Genomic DNA, 20133 nt, shown 5'->3' with positions numbered 1-20133 from the left:
GAGAAGATAATGGCCAAAACGAAGTCGGAAAACGAGCAGCCCGAGCAAGACAGGGCGCTGTCGTACAAGGAATATCGCAAGGCGCTTTTCGATCTGCATGTCGAGCTCGTCAAGCTGCAGGAATGGGTCGTGCAAACGGGAAGCAAGGTCTGCGTCGTCTTCGAGGGACGTGACGGCGCGGGCAAAGGCGGCACGATCAAGGCGATGACCGAGCGCGTCAGTCCGCGCGTCTTCCGCGTCGTTGCATTGCCCGCGCCCAGTGAACGTGAAAAAAGCCAGATGTATGTGCAGCGCTACGTGCCGCACTTGCCGGCCGCGGGCGAGGTCGTCATTTTCGACCGCAGCTGGTACAACCGCGCAGGCGTTGAGCGCGTGATGGGTTTCTGCTCCGAGGCGGACGTGCAGACGTTCTTCAAGGCCGTGCCGCTCGTCGAGCGGGCGATCGTCGAATCCGGGGTCATCCTGCTCAAGTACTGGCTCGAGGTCAGCCCCGAGGAACAGACCCGACGTCTCGAGGCACGCATCCACGACGGTCGCAAGGTCTGGAAACTGACCGAGATGGACCTGAAATCCTATAGCCGATGGTATGACTACTCGCGTGCCCGCGACGAGATGCTCGCGGCGTCGGACACCGACCATGCTTCGTGGTTCATAGCGAATTCAAACGACAAGCGGCGCGCGCGACTAAACATCATCAGCGACATGCTTCAGAGAATTCCGTATAAGCAGCCTGCCCGCAAAAAGGTCTCGCTGCCGAAACGGCAAAAGCCCGACGGTTATAAGGAACCAGACTATCCGTTTAAATACGTGGCCGAGCGGTATTGATCTGGCAGGTGTTGCTCAAGCTGACTTTCAAACGTACGGCAGCGTTGCCTCGCACCCGGCTTCAACGAGGCTGCGGCGATAAGCGAAGGCCGCGAGCGGGTAGTCGAAGAAGAAGCGGCCCGTCTCCCGCTTCTCCACATAGAACGTTTCCGCCTCGCATTGCGGCGTCGCAATTCGCAGCGTGCGCGCCCATGCGAACGCCAGCAGCATCCAGCCAAGCATCGCGAGATAGTCGTCCGCGACCCGGTATGCCGTCTCCGGGTCTTGCGCGTGGCGTGCCTTGATCGACCGTGTCGTGCTCTCCACTGTCTGTGCCAGCTCTGCGAGCTTCGCGCCGGCGGCACGAACCGGCGGATCGGACTGCTGGCACAGCCGCGCTTCCGCGCGCACGTGGCGAAGCAGCACATCGAACGCCACCGCCCCATCGGGCAGCACCTTCCGAATCAGCAGATCGATCGCGTGAATTTCGTTGGTGCCTTCATACAGCATCGACACGCGACTATCGCGCAACGTCTGTTCAATGCCGTACTCGTGGATGTAGCCGTAGCCGCCGAACACCTGCAGCGCGTTCGACGCAGCGCCAAAACCGTTGGCCGTAAAAAACGCCTTTGCAATCGGAGTCAACAGCGATGCGAGCTGCGCCGCCTGTTCCCGTTCGGCGGCATCGGCATGACGTGCGGCGATGTCGAGCCAATGCGCGGTCCAGTAACCGATCGCGCGCTCGCCTTCGACGATCGCGCGCAGCTCCATCAGAACCCGCCGCATGGCCGGATGAAACGCAATCGGCGCAGCCCTGCCCGGTGCGACGTTCGCACCGGACGGCACGCTCACTGCACGCATCTGCACGCGTTCCTGCGCGTAAGCGTGCGCGCGTTGCCACGCGGTGTGCGCATGCCCGAGGCCCTGCATCGCAACCTGCAGCCGCGCCGCGTTCATCATCACGAACAGGCACGCGAGACCGCGATGCGCTTCACCGACGAGCCAGCCGAATGCGCGTTCGAAGCGCATCGTGCAGGTCGGGCTGCCTTTCAGGCCCATTTTCTTTTCGATGCCTTCGCAATAGACACCATTGCACGAGCGCCCACCGTCGCCGTCTTCGAGCCATTCCGGCACGACGAACAGCGACAACCCTTTCGTACCGGGCGGCGCATCGGGCACTCGGGCGAGCACCAGATGAACGATGTTCTCCGTCAGATCATGCGCGCCGCCGCTGATAAAGATCTTGCTGCCGTCGATGAAATACCCCTCGGTGCCCGGTGCTTCAGTCGCGCGCGAACGGATCAGGCCGACATCGCTGCCGGCCTGGGGCTCGGTCAGACACATTGTCGTCAGCCACTCACCACTCGCGACTTTCGGCAGCAATGCCTTTTTCACGCGTTCGCTGCCATACGTCTGCAAGCATGCCGTCGCGCCGTGCGTGAGCCCGGGCGACATCAACCATGCATGGTTGGCGCCCGCGAGCATTTCCTGAAGTGCGACGTCGAGAAGCTGCGGCAGGCCCTGTCCACCGTGCCCGGTGTCGAGCGATAATGTCGGCCAACCCGCTTCGACGAATTCCGCGTACGACTCGCGAAAGCCCGCGGGCGTCGTCACCTTGCCCGCGTCGAAACGACATCCTTCGAGATCGGCGCTCGCGTTGAGCGGCGCGATGCGCTCCTCGACGAAACGCGCCGCTTCCTCCAGCACCTGCTGCGCGGTCTGCGAGTCGAGGTCTTGCCAGTCGGGCACGTCGCGCCACCACGAAGTGGCGTCGAGCCACTCGTCCATTACGAAGCGCATGTCGCGTAGCGGCGCCTTATAAGTCAACGTCATTTCTTCCTGTCCCTGGACTAGCTGCCTCTGCGCGCATGGATCACCGTCGCGTCGTCGGCGTCGGCTTCGTGCATTGCTTCCACGAGTGCGGCCCGGTGCTGGAGCACGGCGCGCTGATTGATCGAGCCTTTGTCGGTGATCTCGCCGAGGTCGAGCGACGGCGGCACGCTCAGCAGGTGCATGCGGGCAATGAACGAGGCACTGCCCGTCGCACTCCGATTCAGCCGCGCGAGGAGTTCGCTGAAGAAAGCGCGCACGGCGGCCGTGTTGAGCACGTCCTCGGCGCTCGCATCCGCGGGCGACCCCGCCAACGAGCGACACGCGTCGAGGCGCGGAAAAATCATCGCGCCCACTTCGTCGCGATTCATCCCCGTAATGACGGCATCCTGAACGTAGGGTGCCCCTTCGCTGATGATGCGCGCGCGCATCGGCCCGACGCTGACGAACGTTCCCGACGCAAGCTTGAAGTCCTCCGCAATGCGGCCATCGAACATCAGGCCCAGTTCGGGACGTTGCGGGTCGACGAAACGTACGGCGTCTCCTGTGCGGTAGTAGCCTTCATCGTCGAACACGCTGCTCTGAAGCGCCGGCGATGCTCGCCAGTAACCGCCCATCACGTGAGGGCCGCGAAAGCGCGCTTCGAATTTGCCATCGACGGGCGCGACCTTGGCCTGGCACCCCGGCGGCGGCAAGCCGATATAGCCGGCGCACGATACCGGTCCCGTCGTGAACAGACACGACGGCGCGGTCTCGGTCATGCCGAGACCGGCCATGATGCGGATGCGTTCTCCGCAATGTTCGAGCGTTATGCGCTCGAGACGCTCCCACGCCGCCTGCGACAGACCAGCGCCCGCGAAGAAATACATCTTCACGCGCGAGAAAAACCGCTCGCGCAGCGCCGCATCCTTTTCCAGCGCGATAGTCAGTTCTTCCCAACCCTTGGGCACGTTGAAGTAGATGGTCGGCGCGACATCACGCAGATTGCGCAGCGTCTCGTCGAATTTGCCGGCCACAGGTTTGCCGTCGTCGATATAGAGCGTGCCGCCGTTGTACAGCACGATGCCGACGTTGTGGCTGCCGCCGAACGTGTGATTCCACGGCAGCCAGTCGACGAGGACCGGCGGCTCGATGCCGAACTGCGGAAAGGTTTCGAGCAGCATCTGCTGGTTCGCGCCCAGCATGCGATGCGTCGTCGGCACGGCTTTCGGCAGGTTCGTCGAGCCGGACGTGAACAGGAACTTCGCGATCGTGTCGCCGTTCACGCGCGCGTTGGCAGCGTCGACGTCGCGCGGGGCCGTGTCGAGCAATGCGTCGAAGCGCGTCACTCTCGACGCGTTTGGCGCGGGCACCGCGCTGACACGTTCGACGTCGCTTCCCAGCGCGGCATCGAGCGCCGCTGTGTATGCGCCGATATCGTCCGCGTAGACCAGACCCGGTTTGAGCAGTTCGAGGACATGGCGCAGCTTTCCGTAATCGCCCGACATCAACGAATAGGCCGGCGAAACGGGTGCATAAGCGATACCCGCCCACATCGCGCCGAGCGCGAGCTGCATATGTTCGACGCTGTTGCCCGACAGGATCACCAACGGGCGTTCCGCGCTGAGATCGCGATCGAGCAGCGCCTGCCCGATCGCACGTGCGCGCTCGAGCATCTGCGCATACGTGATGCCCTGCCACGCGCCTGCGGCATCGCGTCGTGCGACGAGCAGCCGGTCGGGATGCGCGCGCGCGCCGCTCAGCAGACGGTCCGTAAAGCGCTCCGGAAACGGACCCAGAGGTTCAAGTGTCTCGAGGTACCAGCAGTCGCCGCGTTTCTCGATCCGCGCTGAAGGCGCTCCGATGGCGACGCTCCGGTATCCGGTCGCCAGAGAGCTTGCGTGGCTGTGCTCCGATTCCAAAACCTGTCTCCTAGTTGTGCCATTCCATGCAAGGATGGGGTGGCCGCAATCGTTGCGGCCGGGAGCCGACGCCTAGATCGGATAATGACGCGGACTCGTCTGCACCGTGATCCAGCGCAACTCGGTGAACTCGGGAATCGACGCCTTGCTGCCGAAGCGCCCATAACCACTGGCCTTCACGCCGCCGAACGGCATCTGCGCCTCATCGTGCACGGTCGGGCCGTTGATGTGGCAGATGCCCGACTCGATGCGTTTCGCGACGTTCATCGCGCGCGCGATATCGCGGCTGAACACGGCGGCCGACAAGCCGTACTCGCTATCGTTGGCGACCGTCAGCGCCTCTTCGTCGCCGTCCACGCGCTGCACCGTCACCACAGGGCCGAACGATTCATCGGCATAAAGCTTCATCTCGCGCGTCACGTTCTCGACGATCACCGGCTGCATGATCGCGCCTTTCACCTCGCAACCGAGCGGCAACTTCGCACCCTTTTCGCGGGCGTCTTCGACCAGCGCGCGAATGCGCCGCGCGGCGGCTTCGCTCTCGAGCGTGCCGAGGATCGAGCCCGGCTGTGTCGGATCGCCTGCCTTCAGCGTGCGTGCTTTCGCGACGAGCTTCTCGACGAACGCATCGGCAACCTTGCGATCGACGATCACGCGTTCCGTCGACATGCAGATCTGCCCTTGATTGAAGAACGCGCCGAACGCGATGCCCTCGACGGCAGCGTCGAGGTCCGCGTCGTCGAGCACGAGCACCGGCGCCTTGCCGCCCAGTTCGAGCAGCGCGGGTTTCAGATTGCGCGCGGACAGCTCGGCGACGATGCGGCCGACACGCGTCGAACCGGTGAAATTCACACGCCTCACGGCAGGATTGGCGACCAGACGCTCGACGATCGCGGGCGCGTCTTCCGGCGCATGCGTGAGCACGTTGACGACGCCTTCGCCGAGACCCGCGTCGTTCAGCGCTTCGCCGATCAGCGCATGCACGCCGGGACAACCTTCCGATGCCTTCAGCACGACCGTGTTGCCGCACGCGAGCGGCATGGCGAGCGCGCGCGTCGCGAGGATCACGGGCGCGTTCCACGGCGCCATGCCAAGCACGACGCCGCACGGCTGGCGCACCGCCATTGCGAGGCTGCCCGGCACGTCGGACGGAATCACCGCGCCGTCGATCTGCGTCGTCATCGCCGCGGCTTCGCGCAGCATGTTGGCCGCGAGCATGACGTTAAAGCCGTACCAGTTCGCCATCGCACCCGTTTCAGCCGCGCCGATCTCGATGAACTCGGCCGTGCGCGCGTCCATGCGGTCGGCGGCGGCGAGCAGGCGTTTGCGGCGCTCGGTAGGCGTGAGCGCCGCCCATGCCGGGAACGCGCGCGCTGCGGCGGCGACGGCCGCATCGGCATCCTCGACGGTGGCCGCCGCGGCGCGGGTGGCCACCGCGCCCGTCGCGGGATTGATGCGCTCGAAGGTTTTGCCGTTCGACGCGGCACGTTTCGCGCCGCCAATCAGAAGGTTCGTTTGATGCATGTGTTCGTCTCCTCGGTCGTCCCGCTGAAGTGCGCCGCTTAGCGCTTGTAGGTCTGCAAGCCCGGCTTGATGCTCTTGTCGTCGAGGAACTGCTTGAGGCCCTGTTCGCGGCCGCCTTCCGGATCGCGATAGTTCGCCTGGTCGAGCTTCGCGTACAGGTAGTCTTCGTTCTGCTCCCACGTGAGTTCGCGTGAACGCTTGAAGCCATGCTTCGCGTTGCGCAGCACGACCGGGTTCTTGTTCAGCAGCTTCGCCGCGAGAGCGATCGTTTCGTCGCGCAGTTGCGCGAGCGGCACGCTTTTGTTCACCAGACCCATCTTCGCGGCTTGCGGACCCGTGAAGGTGTCGCCCGTCATGATGTAGTACAGCGCTTCACGATGACCGACGGTATCGGCCATCGCCTTGCTCACGAGGTTGCCCGGCGGAATACCCCAGTTGATTTCGGACAGGCCGAACACGGCTTCGTCCGCGGCGATCGCGAGATCGCAGGCGACGAGCGGAGAGAAGCCACCGCCGAAGCACCAGCCGTTGACCATGGCGATCGTCGGCTTCGAGTACATGCGCAGCAATTGCCATTGCCAGCGGCTCGCGTCGCGGCGAATCCGCTCCTGCAGCACGTCCGGGCCCGCGTCCACTTCGCGGAAATATTCCTTCAGGTCCATGCCGGCCGTCCATGCACTGCCTTCGCCGGTCAACACGAGAACCTGGGCTTCGGCGTCGAGTTCGAGCGTCTCGAGAACGTCGATCATTTCCTTGTTCAGCGTCGGGCTCATCGCGTTGCGCTTATCCGGACGATTGAACGTGACCCAGGCGATTCCGCCTTCCACCGCGACCTTGACCGTTTTCCAGCGTCCTTCGTAACTCATCTGCTTCTCCGTATCAATGCCGCCCTCGCGGCCTGAACTCAATTTAATATCAGGTGACCTGATAAGTAAAGTACAATATAGAAGTCTTGGTACAAACCCCTAACCGCCTATGCCGACGATCACGAGAAAGCCGTCAGGGTCCGAAACGACAGCGCGCGCCGCGGCGCGGCGCAACCTGCGCGATCGAAGGCACGCTGCCGCTCCGGTGCGTCTGAGCTACCTGGCCGGGCAGCTCGACAAGATTCTCACGCGGCAGCTTTCCGAAGCGCTTGCCTCGCATGGTCTGACGTTGCCGCAATACACCGCGCTGTCGGTGCTGCGGGCGCGCGCACGTTCGTCGAACGCACAGCTCGCGCAGCGCTCGTTGATCACGCCGCAAGCGGCCAGCGCGGTCGTCAAATCGATGGAAGCGAATGGATGGGTGACGCGCGTGGCCGGTCCGCTCAACCGTCGCGTCGGGCTGCTGTCGCTGACGAAGGCCGGCGAAACATTGCTGTCTCAGTGCGACCGTGCCGCTGACAGGGTCGAGCAATCGATGCTCGGCGAAATCGATGAACACGGTTCACAGATGCTGAAGAACCTGCTGTTGACGTGCGTGCGCAATCTTCGCGCAGCCTGACGCATCAGCTTTAATTACACATAGGAGACCCCATTGAACATCGATCAACTGAAGGCCATCGACACCCACGTGCATGCCGAGGTGTCGTGCTGCCAACCACCTGACCTGTTTGCAAAAGAATTCGACGAAGCCGCCGACAAATACTTCGGCACCGTGCTCAAACAGGGGCGTCGCCCGACCATTCCCGAAACGATCGAGCACTATCGGGAGCGCAATATCGGCTTCGTGATGTTTACCGTCGACTGCGAAGCGAACATCGGTCGCCGTCGCATTTCGAACGAAGAGGTCGCGGAGTTCGCGCAGAAAAACTCCGACATCATGATCGCGTTCGCCAGCATCGATCCGCACAAAGGCAAGTTCGGCGCGCGCGAAGCGCGGCGGCTCATCGAGGAGCACGGCGTGCGCGGTTTCAAATTTCACCCCACGATGCAGGGTTTTTTCGCCAACGACCGCATGGCATACCCGCTCTACGAAGTGATTGCCGAGTACCGGCTGCCGGCGGTTTTTCACAGTGGACACTCGGGCATGGGCTCGGGCATGCGCGGCGGCGGCGGTTTGCGCCTCAAGTATTCGGAGCCGATCTACCTCGACGATGTCGCCGCCGACTTCCCCGACATGAAGATCGTGATCGCGCATCCCTCCTGGCCATGGCAGGAGCAGGCGCTGTCGATCGCGCTGCACAAGCCGAACGTGTATATCGATCTGTCGGGCTGGTCGCCGAAGTACTTTTCGCCCGAGCTGGTCAAGTATGCGAACACGCTGTTGCGCAACAAGGTGCTGTTCGCGTCCGACTTCCCACTGATCCGCCCGGACCGCTGGCTCGAAGACTTCGATACGCTCGACATCAAGCCCGAAGTAAAGCCGCTCGTTCTGAAGGAGAACGCCGTCAGGTTGCTTGATCTGCGGGCCGAGGCACGACGAATCACGAATGACGCATGAAAAATGGCCCGGCGCGAAAACGCCGGGCCAGCTGTGTCCATCAACGAAGAGTTAGCGTTTCGCGGCGTTGGAGCGAATGACGAGCAATGCCGTAATCGCCGCGATGATCGTCACCGGCACGCTCGCGCCGATGACGAGCGCCGAACTCTTTCCCATCGCAAGCAATTGCCCGGCGGCTACGGGGCCGACAATCGATCCGACGCGTCCCACCGCGACCGCGGCGCCGACTCCCGTACCACGCACGCTGGTCGGATAGCTGGCGGCGGACAGCGAATACAGCATCGACTGCGCACCGACGACGCCCATTCCGGCAAACAGCACGGCAACGGACAGCGTCTCGATGCTGGCGACTTGCGAAAGCGCGACCAATGCACCGACGATGCACGCATAGATTGCCGTGACTGACAGGCCTTGTCTGAAGCGGTCCATCAGCAGACCGATGCCCAGTACGCCGATCACACTGCCGACGTTGAAAAAGATCTGGGCAATCCCGGCCTGCGAACGGCTCATGCCGCGCCCCACGGTCAACGAAGGCAGCCAGTTCAGCAGGAAGTAAAGAACGATCAGCGTGCAGAAGAAGCTGATCCAGATACCGATCGTCGCGGCGGCGCGCCCCTCGCCGAACAGGACTTCACGCGTCGAAAGGAGCGGCTTGTCCGCCGTCGTGAATTCGCGCGATTCGGTGGCGAATTCGCGCGACTCAGGCAGCAATGCTATCAGCAGCGGAATGATGATCAGCGGTCCGGCTCCGCCCACGTAGAAGATATGACGCCATGCGGTAGGACCCGCGCTCAGTACGGCGATCAATGCGGCAAGCGCGCCGCCGAGCGGCATACCGCAATACATCACGCTAACCGCCGTGTTGCGGTGACGCGCATCGACCGCCTCGGACGACAACGCGATCAGGTTCGGCATCGCGCCGCCGAGCCCGATGCCCGTCAGCACGCGAGCGATCAGCAGACTTTCGAAACTCCAGACTTGCGCGGTCGCGATCGAGAAGATGCCGAAAATCGCCATCGAGATCATCAGAACGCGCTTGCGGCCGATCCGGTCGGCGAGTCTGCCGCCGATCATCGCGCCCGGCAAAAGCCCCAACATGCCGGCGCTGAAAGCGAGCCCCAACTGGCTGACCGACAAGCCGAACTCGTGCGCCATTCGAGGCGCCGCAACGCCAGTGGACTGCAGGTCGATACCCTCCAGCACCGCGACGAGAAAGCACAATGCCAACGTTAGTGCAGTACTGGAGCCCACCGCACTCGACCGATTAGCAACACTTGACATGACGTCTCCTTCACGTTTGATTGAATTGCCAGAGGCGAGCCACGCTTCGTTCTTCGACGAAGCGGCCATGGGAAGGAGAAGATTTCTGGCAATGATCTTGCGTCACTTATCAGAATCCTTCCCACAGCGCCCCTGGAATTGATGATGAGTCTAGTCTCAGGTGTCCTGATATTGAAAGTAGAATATGATATGCCTGGTAGAAACACCTAAGACAACCTGATAATGATCAAGACAATGGAGAAGCGGCGAACGCCCCTTGCCAAACAGGCCGGTTCAACGAAAACCGGTGCGCCACCTGCCCGCGTTTCCTATGTGGTCGGCCAACTCGACCGTCTGCTCAAACGCAGTTTGATCGATGTACTGGGTGAATTCGGGTTGACCTTGCCTCAGTTCACCGCGCTCTCCGTGATCAGCGCCAGCGGCGCGATGACCAACGCGAAACTCGCCGAACGCTCGTTCATCACGCCGCAGTCGGCCAACGAAGTTGTCAAGACGATGGAAGCCAACGGTTGGGTCGGACGCGTGGGGCATCCTACCCACGGTCGACTGATTCATCTGTTTCTGACCGACGAAGGGCGTCGGGTACTGCGGGAATGCGATTCGGCGATCGACGCGCTCGAAGCGTCCATGCTGGACGGAGTAACGGAAATCCCGGTCGATACGCTGCGCAAGGTGCTGCAGCGATGTGTGTCGAATCTGCGCGGTTGAATGGACGTTCCCAATGACAAAAGAGTCGCACTCGAATGGAGCGCGACTCTTTTTCTTTTGCCTGATGGAAGCAGGAAAAACTCAGTGACCGCCCGCGCCGCAACCACCGTGAAAACCGCGATGCCGAGGCTGTTCGGCCAGATCATGGCGACACCGATCGCTCCACCTACCGCGATCGTCTGCCGCATTCGGGCTGAGTTCCGTTCAGCTCAGTGAAATCCCTGGTCGGCATTTAGCCGCGTATTACCTGGCCCACTGCGTCGATCGCTATATTGCTTCTCAACGGCCGCCGCCTTCATACCGCGATCGCGCGTCCGCCTCGCCATTTCCCACCCCATTCGAGAGGAGACGAAGCATGTCAAAGCGCATTCTTATCATCGCCGGCGATTTCGTCGAAGATTATGAGCTGATGGTGCCGTTTCAGGCACTGGCGGCAGTCGGGCATTCGGTGGACGTCGTCGCGCCCGACAAGCGCGCTGGCGACGCGATTCGCACCGCAATCCACGACTTCGAAGGCGATCAGACCTACACCGAAAAGCGTGGCCATAACTTCACGCTGAACGCCGATTTCGCGTCGGTGAACCCCGCGCAATATGACGCGCTGCTCGTGCCCGGCGGCCGCGCCCCCGAATATCTGCGGCTCAACGACGAGGTGATCGGCTGGGTGCGCCAATTCGCCGAAGCGAAGAAGCCGATTGCCGCGGTCTGCCACGGCGCGCAACTGCTGGCTGCGGCGGGTGTGATCGAAGGCCGGCGCATCTCGGCGTATCCGGCCTGCGCGCCCGAAGTGAAGCTCGCGGGCGCGGAGTACGTGGCGCTCGACTGGCCTGACGCGATCACGGACGAGAACTTCGTCACCGCGCCCGCATGGACCTCGCACGTCAACTGGCTCGCGCAGTTCCTTGCGCTGCTCGGCACGCGCATCGCGCATTGAAGGAGCGCGCCTCGACCGAGGCGCGGCATCGCGGGCGACCAACCGTGTTACGCTCGATCACGACGGCATGAGCGCCCGCGCCGCGCGCTTCGCGGCCTGCGACGTCATCATTCGCGAGAAAGGCTGAACGTATGTGCAACGTCTATGTCAACGCTGATCCGATCCTCTATGAGTCGCGTACGCGCGCGCTGCGCATTCATGGCGTCGTGACCACGGTGAGGCTCGAAAATCTCTTCTGGGACGTGCTTCGGGAAATCGCCAACCGCGAGAACGTGACGACGACCCAGTTCGTCGTGAAGCTTCACGACGAACTGGTCGCCTTGCGCGGCGAAGAGCCGTTGAATTTCGCGTCTTTTTTGCGCGTGTGCTGTTTGCGCTATCTATCGACGAGCGCCGCCCGCAACGAGGCCGCTGGCGACGTGCCGCTCAACGCCCCGTTTCAACCCAGAGTCGTGAAGACGGCTGTTTGACGGATTCGGTCGCCTGGCGGTCGCCACGCGGCTGGCTAGCGCGGTGCGGTCCGGTCACGCGACGTACTGTCTCGACGCGTCAGTCAACCGACGCATCGCAGGCGCAATCAAGAGTAGCCGCCGTGGCCGGCCGTTCCAATACAGCAAGCCGTTGCAGTGCCACGAGGCCCAGTAGCGCGAGTCCAAGTCCCAGCGTGAAGTCGGCGTGAACGCCCGCACGATCGACAATGGTGCCCCCCACTGCCGAGCCCACCGCAATCGCCACCTGGATGATGCTGACAAACATGGCCGACCCCGCTTCGGGCAGGTCTGTCGTGCCGCGCTGAATCCACACGCTGAAGCAAAGCGGAAGCGCTCCGAACGCGATTCCCCACAGCAGCATCCCCGCGGTCTCGCCGATCGGCGAATGTTCGAGCAGCAACATCGACGACATCGCGCCCAATAGCAGCAGAACCATCGCGGCGACGGATTTCTTTAGATGGTCCGAAATCACCATCGATGTCAACGCATTGGAGAAGAAGCCGATCAGACCGAATCCGAACAGCAACAGCGTGATGGCGCTCAACGAGAAGTCGTGTTCGAGCAGCGGCGCAATATACGTGTAGGTCGAGAAATGCGCGCCGAAGACGAGCGCGACCATCACCATGCTCAACCTCGTATGAGGCCGGCCAAGCAGGGTTTTGAAATCGGCGATCCGCAACGCCGATGCCGACGGCAACGAAGGCACGAGGAACGCCTGCGCCACCAAGGCGAGCGACACGAGGCCCGCGGTGGCGGCGAACGCCATGCGCCACGATGCAAACGACGCGATGAACGTCCCGAGCGGCACGCCGATCACGGTTGCGCAGGTCACGCCGGTCAGAATGGTCGCGGTCGCTTTGGCGGCATCCTTTGCTTGCACGAGTCGAGGAGCCGCCGCCGTCGCCAGAGTCCAGAAGCCACCCAGCGCGCCGCCAAGCAGAGCCCGTCCTACGAGCATGATCGCGAGGTTCGGTGCGATCGCACACACGACGTTCGCGATCAACAGTACCGCAGTGAGGAGCAGGAAAACGTACCGGCGGTCCATGCGACCCGCGCTGACTATCAGCGTCGGCGCCAATATCGCGGCCGTCACGCCGGGCATGGTGATCATGAGCCCCGCGACACCGGTCGACACGCCGAGGTCGTGTGCGATTTGTGGCAACAGCCCGACAGGCAAAAACTCGGCAGTGACGAAAGCGAATGCGCTTACCGCTACCGCTATGACGGAGAGCCATTGACCCGCGGAGGTTGAATGTCCTTCCAACGATGCCGGGATTGCAGGTGTATCGATTTGCATGACGACCTTGATGCCAGATTGAAGTCTCGTACTTTAGGCTGGGTCTCATGTCAGAAAAAGAGTCGTCCGATGAAAAGACTAGAAGGTGTGGCTGAACAATGCCTCTGCGGCGATATCTCGCTATGAGTCAGCTAGTCCCGCGAAACGACCGCGTACGGCTCTTCCAGTCCCCTGATTATCAGCGCGCCCTCAATGCGCTAGAAAAATCATATTTCGGGAAAGAGAGTCGCCCCAATATGCCGATTGCATCCGTAGCCGCCTCGTTGGGCGCGGAATTGCTCATCGAGTTCGATACGGTGGATGTCGTCACGGATCTACTCTGAACAGGAAGGGTGAACGTCTTGTCGGGCCGCCGCCTTTCGCTAAGCGGATAAAACACAGATTTAATGAACGCGTCACACGCCAATTAATAAAGACCGCTCCATCTCCCGCCAGGATATTGCAAATTTCAGGCGTTCCCGTCCGAAATCGTCTTGTCTTGCAATCTGCGCTCAGTAACATATGCTCTTTTTCAGAGCGCTTTCCGGGTCCTTTTTCCGGGACCACGGTGCAAAGGGTTGTGCATGGGTGCGAGGCGGCCCGGCAAACGCAAACAGCGCCATCGGAGCGCGCCTGACGTTTCTCCATTCATCCCGGTCGACGTGCGCGACCTTGTTTGGCTTCCCGAGTTTTTGTCGCCGACGCTTTTGTAACGTGCGCCGCTCACAAGTGGGTGAGCGGCGTGAGCGGCAATGGTGCCGACCGCACGTGTGAATGTCGCGCTCACGCGGCTCGAGTCGAGCCACCTCAGGCGAGCGTCAATGTACAAGGAGTCCTGGCGATGAAAGCTCCTCAGCGTCCTGTGCGCATCGGGTTGATGGCGCCACTGTCGGGCATACTGGTTCCTCTCGAGAGCGTGCCCGATCCGGTCTTCGCCCAGAAGATGGTCGGCGATGGCGTGTCGATCGATCCGACCTCGGATGAACTGCTGTCGCCGCTTGCCGGCAAGGTCACGCAACTCCATAGCTCTGGCCACGCCACGACGATCACCGGCGACAACGGTCTGCAAGTGCTGCTGCACATCGGGCTCGACACCGTGTTGCTGCGCGGCGAGGGCTTCATGCCGTTGGTCAAGGAAGGCGACGCCGTCGCGATGGGCACGCCGCTGATCCGCTTCGACCCGATCGTGGTCGGCGCAAGAGCAACCAGCCTGCTCACGCAAATGGTGATCGCCAATGGCGATCTCGTCACGCGCTACGTTCCCGCGAAAGGGCTCGTCGTCGCCGGCACCGACGTCGCGCTGTACGTCGAGCTGGTCGGCAGCATGGAGGACAAGGATACGGCCAGCGCCACCGGCGCGATCCTCTCCGACGAGATCACGCTGCCGAATCCAGCGGGCCTGCATGCACGGCCCGCCGCGGTCGTCGCGGTCGAGGCGAAGAAATTCAAGTCCGAGATCCGGCTGCTGCGCGGCGATGTCAGCGCAAATGCCAAGTCCGTCGTCGCGATCATGGGGCTCGCAACGAAGTTCGGCGACAAGCTGCGCGTCGAGGCCCGCGGTCCCGACGCGGCGGAGGCGGCCAGCACCGTCGCGCGTCTGCTTGCCGACGGATCGGGCGAAAAGCCCGGCGATGCGCCGGCACCCGCGGCGGCTGCGCCAACCGCACCGGCTGCGCCGGTGCCAGCACCGACTGAAGCGGCTCCCGCCGACACCAACGAATTCATCGGCGTATCCGCTTCGCCAGGGCTTTCGGTCGGCAGGATCGTGCAGTTCCGTCAGCAGGTCATCGAGGTGAACGAAGCGGGCGAGTCGCCGCAACGCGAACGGGCGCAACTCGAAGCGGCCCAGCATCAGGCGCGTCAGCAGATCGAGGCGCTCAAGGCGACGCTCACCGATCCGTCGAAAGCGCAGATTCTCGACGCGCATCTCGAACTGCTGGACGATCCTGACCTCAACGACACCGCGATCAGCAGCATCAGCGCGGGAAAGGGCGCGGGGTTCGCGTGGCGCGATGCGTTCCAGAAGCAGGCAAGCACGCTCGAAAGGCTCGACAATCCGCTGCTGCGCGAACGCGCCGGCGATATCCGCGACGTCGGCCGCCGTGTACTCGCGCTGCTCGCCGGCGTGAAGCAGGCGCAGATCGACGTGCCGGACGAAACGATCCTGATTGCCGAGGAATTGTCGCCGTCCGACACCACCTCGCTCGATCGCAGCAAGGTGCTCGGCTTTTGCACGACGAGCGGCGGCGCGACGAGCCACGTCGCGATCCTCGCGCGCTCGCTCGGCATTCCGGCGATCTGCGGTATCGACGCGCGCGCGCTGCAACTCGCCGGCGGCACGCCCGTCGTGCTCGACGGTTCGCGCGGCAGCTTGCGGCGCAACCCGAGCGCCGAGGAACTCGCGAAGGCGCGCGAACGCATCAGCCGCCAGGCCGCCAAACGCGAAGACGAAAAGCTCGCGGCAACCAAACTCGCAATGACGGCCGACGGCCACCGCGTCGAGGTCGTCGCGAACATCCGCAATGCGCAGGAAGCACGCGATGCGGTCGCGGCCGGCGCCGAAGGCGTGGGCCTGTTGCGCTCCGAGTTCCTGTTCGACGCGCGAGACACCGCGCCCACAGAAGACGAACAGGCCGCCGAATATTGCGCCGTCGCCGAAGCGCTTGGCCGCGAGCGGCCGCTCGTGGTCCGCACGCTCGACGTCGGCGGCGACAAACCGCTGTCGTATCTGCCGCTGCCGAAGGAAGACAACCCGTTTCTCGGCCTGCGCGGTGTGCGCGTGAGCCTGGAGCGTCCCGACATCTTCCGCACGCAACTGCGCGCGATCCTGCGCGCGGCGCCGCTTGGGCATCTGCACGTGATGTTCCCGATGATCGCCGCGATCGAGGAGGTGCGGGCAGCGCGCAAGATCCTGCTCGAAGAAGCCGGCGATCGCGCGGCGAGCGTGAAAGTCGGCGTCATGATCGAAGTCCCCGCGGCCGCGCTGATCGCCGAGCCGCTCGCACGCGAAGTCGACTTCTTCTCGATCGGCACGAACGATCTCACGCAATACACGCTCGCGATGGACCGCGGCCATCCGCAACTCGCGAAGCAGGCCGACGCGCTGCACCCGGCGGTGTTGCGTCTGATCGGCATGACGGTCGACGGTGCGCACAAGCATGGCAAATGGGTCGGCATTTGCGGCGGCATCGCGTCGGATGCGATGGCGGTGCCGGTGCTCGTCGGCCTTGGCATCGACGAGCTGTCGGTGAGCATTCCGGCGGTCGGTTCGATCAAGGCTCAGCTTGCACGCGTGACGACCGAAGAAGCCAGGAAGCTCGCCGCCGAGGTGCTGTGTCTGGGCACCGCCGCGGAAGTCCGCGCGCATCTGTCGCGCTTTGCCGAGTGAGCGGATCAACAGGAGATCAGCCATGTTCTCGCATGCCTTCGGAGTCTTGCAGAAGATCGGCAAATCGCTGATGCTGCCCGTCGCCGTGCTCCCGGTGGCCGGCCTGCTGCTCGGCCTCGGCGCCACCGACTTTCACGGTTACGTGCCGGTCGTCGTGCTCGCGCTGATGAAGAACGCGGGCGACGTTATCTTCGGCAACCTGCCGCTGATCTTCGCGATCGGCGTCGCGCTCGGCTTCACCGAGAACGATGGCGTCTCGGGCATCGCCGCAACGATCGGATATCTGGTGATGACGGCTACGTTGGGTGTGATCGGCAAGCTCCAGGGCGTCGAAACCGACACGATCATGGGCATACCGTCGATCCAGACCGGCGTGTTCGGCGGCATCCTCGCCGGTGGTCTTGCGGCGTGGATGTTCAACCGCTACTACCGGATCACGTTGCCGGCCTATCTCGGCTTCTTCGCCGGCAAGCGCTTCGTGCCGATCGTGACCGCGATCGGCTCGATCGTGCTCGGCGCGATCCTGTCTTTCGTGTGGCCGCCGATCGGCAGCGCAATCAAGGCTTTTTCGCATTGGGCGGCGGTTTCCGACCCGCGCACCGCCGCGACGGTCTACGGTTTCGTCGAACGTCTGCTGATTCCGTTCGGCCTGCATCACATCTGGAACGTGCCGTTCTTCTTCGAAATGGGCAGCTACCTCGACCCGACGACCGGCAAGACCGTTCACGGCGACATCACCCGTTATTTCGCGGGCGACCGGACCGCAGGCATCCTGGCGGGCGCGTTCCTGTTCAAGATGTTCGGCCTGCCGGCCGCGGCGATCGCGATCTGGCATTGCGCGAAGCCCGAGAAGAAGGTGGCCGTCGGCGGCATGATGGTCTCGGCCGCGCTGACTTCTTTCCTCACCGGCATCACCGAGCCGATCGAATTCGCGTTCCTGTTCGTCGCGCCGGTGCTTTACCTGATTCACGCATGCCTCGCGGCGTCGGCGCAGTTCGTGGCGAACACACTGGGCATGCGCATGGGCTTCACGTTTTCGCAAGGCGGCATCGATTTTCTGATGTTCAACCTGATCGGCGGGAAGGCCACGCACGCGTGGTACGTTTTCATCCTTGGTCCAATTTACGCGGTGATCTATTACGGCGTGTTCCGCTTCGTCATCACGCGCTTCAACCTCAAGACACCGGGCCGCGAGGACGACGCGGCGGAAACAGCGGCGGTTGCCGCGAGCGGCGCGGGAGGACGTTCGCGCGAACTCGTGCTCGCCTTTGGCGGGCGCTCCAATATCACGAGTCTCGACGCTTGCATCACGCGGCTGCGCATCTCCGTGAAGGACCCGGCGCGCGTCGACGAACACAAGCTCAAGGCGCTCGGTGCCGCGGGTGTGGTGCGCGTGGGCAACGGTGTGCAGGCGATCTTCGGGCCGTTGTCGGAGAACATGAAAACCGACATGCATGACTATCTGAAGACAGCGGGCGCCGAAGCGGATTTGCCGGCGGCCGGAGTGCCTGGTGTGGAAGGCGCGGCGGCGGCTCCAGCGGCTGTGGCCGCCTCGGTGCAAAACTCGCCGCAGGAAACGGAGCGCGCGGAAAAGATTCGTGCGGCGCTGGGCGGCGCGGCCAACATCAGAAAGCTCGACGCGCTGGCGGCCACGCGGTTGCGTGTCGAACTATCGGACGCGTCGCGCATCGACGCGGCCGCATTGAAAGCGGCGGGCGTGGTCACGACGCAAGCGTTGAAGAACGGCGCACTCGATCTGATCGTGGGTCTCGGCTCGGGCAACCTCGCAGGCGCAATGCGATAGCAGCAACGAGTATCGTCAGCAACTGCCGCGCGTCGAACGCGAGGCCTGCCCGGTGGAAGCGCTCAGTCGCGTTGCTTTGTCCACCTATAGGGGGCGGCATGGAAGCAGTCAGAACTTTCCTCGAAACTCAGCCGCTGTTCGCGCTTTTTCTGACCATCGCGCTCGGCTACCTGGTCGGCGAAATCAATATCAAGGGCGTGGCTCTAGGCTCGGGGGCCGTGCTGTTCGTTGGACTGGCGCTCGGCGCGTTCGCGCCGAAATCCGCGCCGCCGGCGTTGCTGGGCACGCTCGGTCTGCTGCTGTTTCTGTATGGCATCGGCATTCAGTACGGCGCGCAGTTCTTCCGCGGACTCACGAGCCGGGAAGGCGTGAAGGCCAACGCGGCCGCATGTCTGGGCGTGATCGCTTCGGGTCTCGTGGCGTGCGCCTTCATCCATTTCGGCATCACGCTCGCCGATGCGCTCGGCATGTTCGCCGGCAGCGGCACCAGCACGGCGAGCCTGCAGGTTGCCATCGCATCGATGAAAAGCAGCAATGCCGCCGTGGCTTATAGCGTCACCTATCCGTTCGGCGTAGCCGGGCCGATCCTATTCCTCTATGTGCTGAACTCAGTCCTGAAAGCCAAAATATCGAAACCGTCTGCGAAGGTGCTGGAGACCGCGGAAATCGCGCTGCGCAATGCCAGTCTGTTCGGTCTCAAGCTGTCGGAGCTCTCGACTCGCCTGCCTGCCGGCGTAGTGATCGCGGCCGTGCGACGCGCGCATCACAATCAGCTGCCCAGCGACGACTTCACGCTGCGCGCCGACGACGTCCTTCTTGCCACCGCCACCGAGCGCCGCCCGCTCGACGAAGCAACGGCGCTCTGCGGCGAGCTACAGCCCGGGCGTATCTCGAGTCATCGGGAAGACCTGGACTATATGCGCGTGTTCGCGTCGAGTCCGTCAGTCGTCGGCACGGCGCTCGGCAATCTGCGCTTTCCGGATGGCGTGAACTGCGCGGTCGCGCACGTGCGGCGCGGCGACGCCGATCTACTGTCGACGCCAGAGCTAATTCTCGAAGCTGGCGACCGCGTCGGCCTGCTCGTCAGTAGCGCGCATCGCGCGAGGGTCCGCGCGTTTTTCGGCGATTCGATCAAGGGCACGGCCGACCTCAGTTTCATCTGTCTGGGCATCGGCGCGGCAGCGGGGCTGCTGGTCGGCGCGATCCCGCTGCGCGCGCCCGGTCTCGGCGCGTTCAGCCTCGGTCTCGCGGCATTGCTACTGGTCGCGCTGTGCCTCGGCAAGGCGCGCCGCAACGGACCGTTCGTGTGGGTGATGCCGCTCTCTGCAAATCTCGTGCTGCGCAATCTCGGGCTGACGATTTTTCTCGCGCAGGTGGGCCTGTCTTGCGGACCGAAATTCGTCGCGACCGTCGGCACCGCCGGACCGCTGCTGCTGCTTTATGGCGTGATCACGCTGCTGGTGCTCGTCGGCGTCACGGCTGGGTGCTGCCTGTGGGTCTTCAGACTGTCTTTCGATACATCGGTCGGCGTGATCTGCGGGGCGACCGGCAATCCCGCGATTCTCGCCTTCGCCAACCGCATCGCGCCGACGGATCAGCCCGACGTCATGTACGCGATGATTTTTCCGTCGATGACCATCGTCAAGGTGCTTTTCGTGCAGATCGCCATCGCGATCGCAGCCGGCTAGGCGAGACCGTTATCGCGACCTGCCGCTGTTCGCCCCTGGAGCTTCCGTCCTCGTAGACAGCGGCGAACCGCGGAGCGGCG

At 63.3% G+C, this 20133-nt stretch carries 16 protein-coding genes; 10 read left to right on the top strand and 6 right to left on the bottom strand.

The features are described 5' to 3' along the window. Nucleotides 1-9 precede the first annotated feature (9 nt). Nucleotides 10-825 carry a polyphosphate kinase 2 gene (ppk2, locus tag OKW45_RS01375; protein ID WP_429465407.1) on the top strand — a complete coding sequence of 272 codons (816 nt, stop codon included), beginning with the start codon at nucleotides 10-12 and terminating at the stop codon, nucleotides 823-825. Between the two features lie 27 nt (nucleotides 826-852). Here ppk2 and OKW45_RS01370 read toward each other — a convergent pair whose 3' ends face one another. The 4 genes from OKW45_RS01370 to OKW45_RS01355 form a co-directional block, all read right to left on the bottom strand. Then, a complete protein-coding gene (locus OKW45_RS01370) occupies nucleotides 853-2637 on the bottom strand; it encodes an acyl-CoA dehydrogenase family protein (RefSeq protein ID WP_429465405.1) in 1785 nt (594 codons plus the stop codon). Between the two features lie 17 nt (nucleotides 2638-2654). Further along, nucleotides 2655-4535 carry a feruloyl-CoA synthase gene (locus tag OKW45_RS01365; protein WP_429465403.1) on the bottom strand — a complete coding sequence of 627 codons (1881 nt, stop codon included), beginning with the start codon at nucleotides 4533-4535 and terminating at the stop codon, nucleotides 2655-2657. Between the two features lie 72 nt (nucleotides 4536-4607). Beyond that, nucleotides 4608-6059 carry an aldehyde dehydrogenase gene (locus tag OKW45_RS01360; RefSeq protein ID WP_429465401.1) on the bottom strand — a complete coding sequence of 484 codons (1452 nt, stop codon included), beginning with the start codon at nucleotides 6057-6059 and terminating at the stop codon, nucleotides 4608-4610. A 38-nt stretch (nucleotides 6060-6097) separates the two neighbouring features. Then, entirely contained in the window at nucleotides 6098-6925 is an 828-nt protein-coding gene (locus OKW45_RS01355) for a p-hydroxycinnamoyl CoA hydratase/lyase (protein ID WP_090810398.1), read from the bottom strand. A gap of 205 nt (nucleotides 6926-7130) precedes the next feature. On the opposite strand from OKW45_RS01355, the gene OKW45_RS01350 reads away from it, so the two are divergent. Together OKW45_RS01350 and OKW45_RS01345 are read left to right on the top strand one after the other, a co-directional pair. Beyond that, a complete protein-coding gene (locus OKW45_RS01350) occupies nucleotides 7131-7544 on the top strand; it encodes a MarR family winged helix-turn-helix transcriptional regulator (protein WP_239499253.1) in 414 nt (137 codons plus the stop codon). 33 nt (nucleotides 7545-7577) lie between these two features. Further along, entirely contained in the window at nucleotides 7578-8483 is a 906-nt protein-coding gene (locus tag OKW45_RS01345; protein ID WP_429465399.1) for an amidohydrolase family protein, read from the top strand. 51 nt (nucleotides 8484-8534) lie between these two features. Here the strand turns inward: OKW45_RS01345 and mhpT are convergent, their stop codons facing one another. Further along, on the bottom strand, nucleotides 8535-9764 hold the full coding sequence (gene mhpT / locus OKW45_RS01340) for a 3-(3-hydroxy-phenyl)propionate transporter MhpT (protein WP_429465397.1): 1230 nt from the start codon (nucleotides 9762-9764) through the stop codon (nucleotides 8535-8537). Between the two features lie 222 nt (nucleotides 9765-9986). Between mhpT and OKW45_RS01335 the strand changes: the two genes are divergently transcribed. The 4 genes from OKW45_RS01335 (at nucleotide 9987) to OKW45_RS01320 (ending at nucleotide 11876) form a co-directional block, all read left to right on the top strand. Continuing rightward, nucleotides 9987-10472 (top strand): MarR family winged helix-turn-helix transcriptional regulator, encoded by a 486-nt coding sequence (locus OKW45_RS01335; RefSeq protein WP_184006860.1) that lies wholly within the window; start codon nucleotides 9987-9989, stop codon nucleotides 10470-10472. Further along, nucleotides 10473-10688 carry a hypothetical protein gene (locus tag OKW45_RS01330; RefSeq protein ID WP_162634098.1) on the top strand — a complete coding sequence of 72 codons (216 nt, stop codon included), beginning with the start codon at nucleotides 10473-10475 and terminating at the stop codon, nucleotides 10686-10688. A gap of 139 nt (nucleotides 10689-10827) precedes the next feature. Beyond that, nucleotides 10828-11406, top strand: a complete 579-nt coding sequence (locus OKW45_RS01325; protein ID WP_429445560.1) for a DJ-1/PfpI family protein — start codon at nucleotides 10828-10830, stop codon at nucleotides 11404-11406. 131 nt (nucleotides 11407-11537) lie between these two features. Beyond that, entirely contained in the window at nucleotides 11538-11876 is a 339-nt protein-coding gene (locus tag OKW45_RS01320; protein WP_018424506.1) for a ribbon-helix-helix domain-containing protein, read from the top strand. A 79-nt stretch (nucleotides 11877-11955) separates the two neighbouring features. Here OKW45_RS01320 and OKW45_RS01315 read toward each other — a convergent pair whose 3' ends face one another. Then, nucleotides 11956-13194 carry an MFS transporter gene (locus OKW45_RS01315; RefSeq protein ID WP_429465394.1) on the bottom strand — a complete coding sequence of 413 codons (1239 nt, stop codon included), beginning with the start codon at nucleotides 13192-13194 and terminating at the stop codon, nucleotides 11956-11958. A gap of 820 nt (nucleotides 13195-14014) precedes the next feature. Here OKW45_RS01315 and ptsP point away from each other — a divergent pair. From ptsP to OKW45_RS01300, 3 genes are all read left to right on the top strand, one after another. Next, nucleotides 14015-16561, top strand: coding sequence for a phosphoenolpyruvate--protein phosphotransferase (ptsP, locus tag OKW45_RS01310; protein WP_429465392.1), 2547 nt, complete (start codon nucleotides 14015-14017; stop codon nucleotides 16559-16561). A 22-nt stretch (nucleotides 16562-16583) separates the two neighbouring features. Next, the gene (ptsG, locus tag OKW45_RS01305) at nucleotides 16584-18365 is read left to right on the top strand and encodes a PTS glucose transporter subunit IIBC (protein ID WP_429465390.1); all 1782 of its coding nucleotides are present in this window, start codon (nucleotides 16584-16586) and stop codon (nucleotides 18363-18365) included. 98 nt (nucleotides 18366-18463) lie between these two features. Further along, entirely contained in the window at nucleotides 18464-20053 is a 1590-nt protein-coding gene (locus OKW45_RS01300) for an aspartate:alanine exchanger family transporter (protein ID WP_018424502.1), read from the top strand. The last annotated feature ends 80 nt before the right edge of the window (nucleotides 20054-20133 follow it).

Source organism: Paraburkholderia lebeckiae, from assembly GCF_050436225.1.
GTDB lineage: Bacteria > Pseudomonadota > Gammaproteobacteria > Burkholderiales > Burkholderiaceae > Paraburkholderia > Paraburkholderia tuberum.
This window is presented reverse-complemented; position numbering and strand designations above follow the sequence as displayed.

Coding starts and splice junctions, on each gene's coding strand:
- ppk2 (WP_429465407.1), top strand. CDS start 10: ATGGCCAAAACGAAGTCGGAAAACGAGCAGCCCGAGCAAGACAGGGCG.
- OKW45_RS01370 (WP_429465405.1), bottom strand. CDS start 2,637: ATGACGTTGACTTATAAGGCGCCGCTACGCGACATGCGCTTCGTAATG.
- OKW45_RS01360 (WP_429465401.1), bottom strand. CDS start 6,059: ATGCATCAAACGAACCTTCTGATTGGCGGCGCGAAACGTGCCGCGTCG.
- OKW45_RS01355 (WP_090810398.1), bottom strand. CDS start 6,925: ATGAGTTACGAAGGACGCTGGAAAACGGTCAAGGTCGCGGTGGAAGGC.
- mhpT (WP_429465397.1), bottom strand. CDS start 9,764: ATGTCAAGTGTTGCTAATCGGTCGAGTGCGGTGGGCTCCAGTACTGCA.
- OKW45_RS01335 (WP_184006860.1), top strand. CDS start 9,987: ATGATCAAGACAATGGAGAAGCGGCGAACGCCCCTTGCCAAACAGGCC.
- OKW45_RS01330 (WP_162634098.1), top strand. CDS start 10,473: ATGGACGTTCCCAATGACAAAAGAGTCGCACTCGAATGGAGCGCGACT.
- OKW45_RS01325 (WP_429445560.1), top strand. CDS start 10,828: ATGTCAAAGCGCATTCTTATCATCGCCGGCGATTTCGTCGAAGATTAT.
- OKW45_RS01320 (WP_018424506.1), top strand. CDS start 11,538: ATGTGCAACGTCTATGTCAACGCTGATCCGATCCTCTATGAGTCGCGT.
- OKW45_RS01315 (WP_429465394.1), bottom strand. CDS start 13,194: ATGCAAATCGATACACCTGCAATCCCGGCATCGTTGGAAGGACATTCA.
- ptsP (WP_429465392.1), top strand. CDS start 14,015: ATGAAAGCTCCTCAGCGTCCTGTGCGCATCGGGTTGATGGCGCCACTG.
- ptsG (WP_429465390.1), top strand. CDS start 16,584: ATGTTCTCGCATGCCTTCGGAGTCTTGCAGAAGATCGGCAAATCGCTG.
- OKW45_RS01300 (WP_018424502.1), top strand. CDS start 18,464: ATGGAAGCAGTCAGAACTTTCCTCGAAACTCAGCCGCTGTTCGCGCTT.